A 6029-nucleotide genomic window follows, 5' to 3' on the forward strand; every position below is an offset into this window, starting at 1 on the left:
GATATCAAACGAAAGGGCGGAGTGATCCGCCCTTTTATTTTTTTGTAATGCGGCTCTGTAGGGACTGCCTTTGGCGGTCAGCCAGCCGTTAGCCTGTAGGGGCTGATGCCCACATCAGTCCGTGTGGGGAACATTGCAAGTATAAATGACACAGTGTAGGGGCGAACAGTGTCCGCCCGTAAGCAGCAATACAAATACAAATGACACGATGTAGGGGCTGCCTTTGGCAGTCCGTAAGTAATAGTATGGGCGCAATTTCATCAAACGGGACGTCGAGGACGCCGTCCCCTACAGCGCAGAGCCCGTGTCATTCATACTTGTATTGAAGCGCGGACCGCCAAAGGCGGCCCCTACTCACTCTTATCAAAACCGCTTCTTGTACTTCGCTTACGGCACATTTTTATTCGGGACTTGTTATTCTGCCATCTTGCTTTCTTGCTTGTAAGCAATACAATTTAGCGTTTTAAATTATTCGAGATTGCAAGGAAGCAAGCACGCATTATTTTATAGCTTTAGCACCAAGTTCTTTTTTGCTCTTTCATAAGCATGGTCGGTCTGACAGAGATATGCATTTTTTACGCAAAACTATTGAGCATAGGGAAAGTTACACCTAAAACGAAAAATATACCGCATAATGGCTGAAATAATCGTTTGCTCCGAAAAAAATGCTTTTGGCTCCGATTTTGTGGAGAAATATTTCCTTTTGGGTATAATAAAGACTGTAAGATGAATACGGCAAAAGCCGCAGAGAATAAAACATATACATGAAAGGAATTTAACAATGAATAACAAGTATAACGCAGCAGCACTCGCATTTGCACTTTTAGCAACATCATCAGCAGCAATGAGCGCAGATAACACTTCATCACAGCCTATGCTCACAGCTCAGGCAGCAGCAAACGAAAATGTAAAGGCAGTTGCAGCAAATCAGGCTGCAAAGCCCATAAATATTGGATTTAACAGAAAGTATCGTGTAAATAAACCATTTATCGCTATAAAGAACGGATTTATTAAGAAGGAGGACGCTGAGAAAAACGTCGTTGCAGCCTTAAATCTGAATAATGCTGTAAAGATGTATAAGGTCGGCGAGATCGTATACCTCAATAAATTAGGATATGATATGTACGGCTTTGATCTTAAGCCATATATCAATAAACTCACATTAATAGCAAGATAAGTGAAAGGAAGTATATAAAATGAGAAAAAATATCATCGGTGCAGCACTTGCACTTTCACTTGTAGCATCATCATACGCAGCTTTAACTAACGGAGATAAAACAGATACAGTCCTTACAGCAAAGGCTGCAAATGGAGGAGTTCAGGCTGCAAAGCCGGTAGCTTTCGCTGCCGATAATCAGCACGCTCTCTGGAACGGTCAGTTTGTACTGAAGCACTACGGAGAAGGCAAAAAGTTTACAGTAAATGGAAAGCCTTACACAGGCGATAAGGTAAGCGTGTATTACACAAACCTTGACGGTATGGCACACGCAAACCCAAATTATGTGGACAGAGAGAATATCTTCCTTATCGTGGTTGACGGAAAGAAGTATACCATTTTCAACGCAAAGAACCCTAAGTTTTTAGCATAAGATAACCCAACCTTCCCTTAAATAATATATATTACAGGATACACCCCCTTTTTGAATAAAATAGTAAATGAGAAGAAGAGCATTGAAGTGCTCTTTTTCTTTTGGATTTTTTTGGAGAAAACGCTTGACAAACGGAGAATTGTATGGTATAATAATCAAGCTGTGAAAAACAGTATCGTATTCTAAAGACAGCTGGCAGAGCGAAAGCTCAGTAAGACCCGCCGAGGAATAGCAATTGATAGAATTATCATTGTCCATTCTGCGCTGTCGGAATGGGCTTTTTTATTGCTCTCTGAATACGATGAATTTCATTCGGAGGTGAATACACACTATGCCAAGCAATGCTGTACTCGAAGCAAAGAAGGCTAAGGTCGAGAAACTCACCGAGATCATCAAGAATTCCGTTTCAGGCGTTCTCGTTGATTACAAGGGTATCACTGTTGAAGAGGATACCAAGCTCAGAAAAGAGCTCCGTGAGGCTGGCGTTAACTACTTTGTAGAAAAGAACACAATGCTTCTCCGTGCTTTCAAGGAATGCGGTATCGAGGGATTTGAAGAAGCTCTCAACGGTACAACTGCTCTTGCCGTTTCTAACGACGACCAGACAGCTCCTGCAAGAATCCTTGGTAAGTTCGCTGAGAAGGCCGGCGATGAGAAGTTCAATCTCAAGGCTGGTTATGTTGAAGGTGAGATCTACGATCAGGCTGGAGTTATCGCTCTTTCCAAGATCCCTTCAAAGGACACTCTTCTTGCTCAGCTCGTTGGCTCTCTCCAGGGCCCACTGCAGAAGCTTGCTGCTACACTCAATGCTGTTGCAGACAAGAAGAAGGAAGAAGAAGCTGCATAATCGCAGTATCATTCTTCATCACACGTTTGCGGAGATATGCTCCGCAGCTTAAATCAGCCCTATAAGGGCAAATATAATTAAAGGAGATTATTATCATGGCTTCTGAGAAGATCACAAAATTTGTTGAAGATATCAAGACTCTTTCAGTTCTCGAGCTTTCTGAGCTTGTAGACGCAATCCAGGAAGAATTCGGCGTAACAGCTGCTATCGCTGCTGCTCCTGCTGCTGGCGGTGCTGCTGGCGGTGCTGCTGCTGCTAAGACAGAGTTCGACGTAATCCTTGCTTCATTCGGTGACGCTAAAATGGCTGTTATCAAGGTTGCTAAGGAAGTTCTCGGTCTTGGCCTTAAGGAGGCTAAGGAAGTAGTTGAGGCTGCTCCTAAGGCTATCAAGGAAGGCGTTTCTGAGGCTGAGGCTAACGAGCTCAAGGCTAAGTTTGAAGAGGCTGGCGCTACAATCGAGATCAAGTAATTTATATTACTATCGAACATCAGGGCTGTACCGAATTGGTACAGCCTTTTGTTTATTGTGATGTTTTGATTATTGTCAAATTGTGCATAATGTATATTTGGAGTTCAATTTGTTGACTTGTAGGGTAAAATGTGCTATAATAGCGTTGGGATATGTTTTCGCTTTCGTTTTGATAACGTTCAGCAATCGTGTTATTATGGAGGTATCATTATGAAAAAAACAGCTGCGATCCTGACCTCATTAGTAATTGCAGGTATGTCATGTGTTCCGTTAGCCGCTTCGGCTGCTTCATCGGAATTTATTGTTTCGCCTGTGTCTGACGAAAATGTTTCTGCCTCTGACATGAGCGTTTTTTCTGTGGAGGTAATGAAGCTTGTAAACAAAGAACGTGTAAGCAGAGGACTGCCTGCATATAAAGTGCTGCCCGAGCTTATAAGAGCTGCGGATATACGTGCAAAGGAGACTGTAAAGCTCTGGGATCATACACGCCCCGACGGCAGAGGCGGTCTGACTGTGGTCGATGACCTCGGTCTGGAGTGGAATGCTCTGGGTGAGAATATAGCTAAGGGGCAGACCAGTCCTGCTTCCGTAATGAACGGCTGGATGAATTCCAACGATCACAGAGCAAGTATACTCAGTCGTAATTTTCAGTACTTTGGCGTAGGAGTCGCTTATTCGGGCGGAATGTACTACTGGACGCAGGTATTCATGGGCAGTTCTGACAATTTCCCTGTGGCTTATTATCCCGAAAAATACGGTGATACAAACAATGACGGAAAAATCGATTCCATTGATGCTTCTCTTGTGCTGAAGGAGTATGCTGCTACGTCTGTGGGCAAGCCTTATACTCTGAAATCCAGCGAGAGAGCGCGTTCTATGCTGAACGGAGATAATAAGGTAGACTCCGTTGATGCATCTATAATCCTTAAAATCTACGCTAAAAATTCAACATGATACTGTAAGCCGTTCTGTAAGGAGCGGCTTTTTTATTATGCGTAAGGCTGGGCAATGTAACCTTAAATGATGCACTTGAAGAGATCGGCGATTGTGCATTTGAGTTTTGTACTGAAATAACCAAGATAACAACAGGAAGTATGCTGAAAAAAGTATGAAAAAATGCTTTTTATTTCTGTTTGTATCTTAGTGAGATCGAGCTTGGCGAGAATGTTTCCGAGATTGGAAGAGGTGCATTTGGCTGTACAAGCATTGACGTACTTGAATTGTCTGAGAAGGTGGAGTTTATTGACAATATATTCTCCGATATGCACACAAGTACCAAGAATGAGATATATAAAATAACAAATACTGTTATAATAAAAAATCCTGAGTGCGAAATAGAAACTCGTTCGGGAGAATGGGGCGATGTTCTCATTGTTTGTGATGAGAATTCTGCTGCTATGGAGAACGCTAAGAAATCAAATGCAAGATGCTGTACTCCCGAGCAGTACGAAAAGGGCGAATATGATAAGGTTGAAGTATCACCTCTTGATATTTTTGTCTGCATAAAGAAGTACGGAATGATGTTCAAAGAAACAGAGGACGGTCTTGAAGTAGGTAAAATATGCTGTGTTAAGAATGGTACTGTTGTTATTCCGGATGAGGTCGGCGGTATCCCTGTAGTAAAGTATGATTACGGTGTAAAGGCGACACGTGAGGGTTCTGATATATTTATTAGTATTGAGGACAGGATAATTGAACAGTATATTGATGAAATAGAAAAGGTAGTTATAGGAAAAAATGTAAAACTTCTCGGACCAGGTGCGTTTACTCAGTGTAAGAATATCAAAAGCGTTGAGGGCGGCGAAGGACTTGAAAAAATAGGCGATCAGGCTTTTTTTGAGCTTCACAAGCTTGAGAAGTTTGATTTTTCTGATAAGCTCAAGGAAATAGAAAGTTATGCTTTCTATGGCTGCTGCAATCTCACTGACGTTAAGCTGAATAATGCCCTTGAAAAGATCGGTGCAAATTCATTCAGTGAATGTGTATCCCTTGACAATATAATTATCCCTGACAAGGTTTCGACAATAGGAGAAGCTGTTTTCAATGACACGCATATAAGTACATTGGTTTTACCTGAAAGTGTAAAAAATATAGGAAGAGATGCTTTCTCGTGTTTCTCGGGAGATTATAAAGATCGTAACGAGAAAGTGCTTGTGTCTGTTACAAAGGTCGATAGGGTAGAGCTGAAGGTGCTTAACCCTGAGTGTGAAATAGACGGAGATCCTTTTTATAAAAACTCAAAAGATGTATATATGTACGGATATGCAGACTCTACAGCATGGAACTTTGCACATAAAAATCAAGTATTGGATTTCTATGCTTTCGGTGATGCAAACAATGACTATCAGGTAGATATGAGTGATATCGTGCTTATTATGCAGAGCCTTGCAAATCCTAATAAGTACGGTCTGGAAGGAACTGACGAGCATCACATAACTCAGAAGGGAATAGATTGTGCAGACGTTGACAACGCAGGCAATGGCTTTACCGCCAATGACGCGCTTAAAATACAGAAATACCTTCTTGGTCAGGAAAAACTGGTTTGATAACATCCTGTGATATAAAAAGGCTGTACCCTAATGGTACAGCCTTTTATCATGTTAAAGTGAAGAATGAAATGTACGTGAAATAACGTCGTCCTGCTGTTCCTTTGTGAGCTTGACGAAGTTTACTGCGTAGCCCGAAACTCTTACGGTGAGCTGTGGGTACTTCTCAGGGTGAGCCTGAGCGTCAAGGAGAGTTTCACGAGTGAAAACGTTTACATTGAGGTGATGACCGCCCTTTTCAACATAGCCGTCAAGCAATTCAATGAGGTTATCTACCTGTTTCTGATTATCCATATTCTTTCCTCCCTTTTTAATTAATGCGGAATTAGGAATTAGGAATTGCGGTATCGCCTTACGGCGATGATTGAATATAGGCAATTCATTTAATTCCAAATTTAAAAATCGTCGTCCTCGGGTTCGAGTTCGGTTGGCTGACAGCAAGCACCTTTTGTGCCGCATATGTCAGTGCTTTTTACGGTATTGACTTTTAGTCCGTCACCGCTGTTGTCCGAGACTATATTCACATGACCGCTGCCCTGAGCCATAAGCTGGTCTATAAGATCGGCAAGCTCTGAGG

At 42.1% G+C, this 6029-nt stretch carries 8 protein-coding genes and 1 pseudogene; 7 read left to right on the forward strand and 2 right to left on the reverse strand.

What is annotated here, in order from left to right:
- Positions 1 to 781: 781 nt before the first annotated feature.
- The 7 genes and pseudogenes from BUB28_RS12790 to BUB28_RS12820 all read left to right on the forward strand — a co-directional run bounded on the left by BUB28_RS12790 (position 782) and on the right by BUB28_RS12820 (position 5452).
- The gene (locus tag BUB28_RS12790) at positions 782 to 1177 is read left to right on the forward strand and encodes a hypothetical protein (protein ID WP_072951935.1); all 396 of its coding nucleotides are present in this window, start codon (positions 782 to 784) and stop codon (positions 1175 to 1177) included.
- 19 nt (positions 1178 to 1196) lie between these two features.
- Positions 1197 to 1589 (forward strand): hypothetical protein, encoded by a 393-nt coding sequence (locus BUB28_RS12795; protein ID WP_072951936.1) that lies wholly within the window; start codon positions 1197 to 1199, stop codon positions 1587 to 1589.
- Between the two features lie 331 nt (positions 1590 to 1920).
- On the forward strand, positions 1921 to 2436 hold the full coding sequence (rplJ, locus tag BUB28_RS12800) for a 50S ribosomal protein L10 (protein WP_072951937.1): 516 nt from the start codon (positions 1921 to 1923) through the stop codon (positions 2434 to 2436).
- 95 nt (positions 2437 to 2531) lie between these two features.
- On the forward strand, positions 2532 to 2906 hold the full coding sequence (gene rplL / locus BUB28_RS12805; protein ID WP_019679085.1) for a 50S ribosomal protein L7/L12: 375 nt from the start codon (positions 2532 to 2534) through the stop codon (positions 2904 to 2906).
- A gap of 210 nt (positions 2907 to 3116) precedes the next feature.
- The gene (locus BUB28_RS12810; RefSeq protein WP_072951938.1) at positions 3117 to 3860 is read left to right on the forward strand and encodes a CAP domain-containing protein; all 744 of its coding nucleotides are present in this window, start codon (positions 3117 to 3119) and stop codon (positions 3858 to 3860) included.
- A gap of 38 nt (positions 3861 to 3898) precedes the next feature.
- Positions 3899 to 4156: pseudogene (locus tag BUB28_RS17510) on the forward strand (leucine-rich repeat domain-containing protein); the annotation flags it as partial.
- Positions 4157 to 4426: 270 nt separating this feature from the next.
- Positions 4427 to 5452, forward strand: coding sequence for a leucine-rich repeat protein (locus BUB28_RS12820; RefSeq protein ID WP_242939992.1), 1026 nt, complete (start codon positions 4427 to 4429; stop codon positions 5450 to 5452).
- Between the two features lie 54 nt (positions 5453 to 5506).
- Here the strand turns inward: BUB28_RS12820 and grcA3 are convergent, their stop codons facing one another.
- On the reverse strand, positions 5507 to 5746 hold the full coding sequence (grcA3, locus tag BUB28_RS12825) for an autonomous glycyl radical cofactor GrcA3 (protein ID WP_019679089.1): 240 nt from the start codon (positions 5744 to 5746) through the stop codon (positions 5507 to 5509).
- Between the two features lie 101 nt (positions 5747 to 5847).
- Positions 5848 to 6029: hypothetical protein (locus BUB28_RS12830; RefSeq protein ID WP_072951940.1), on the reverse strand; the 182-nt coding region annotated here is incomplete at its 5' end.

It is taken from the genome of Ruminococcus flavefaciens (assembly GCF_900143025.1).
Lineage (GTDB): Bacteria > Bacillota > Clostridia > Oscillospirales > Ruminococcaceae > Ruminococcus > Ruminococcus flavefaciens_I.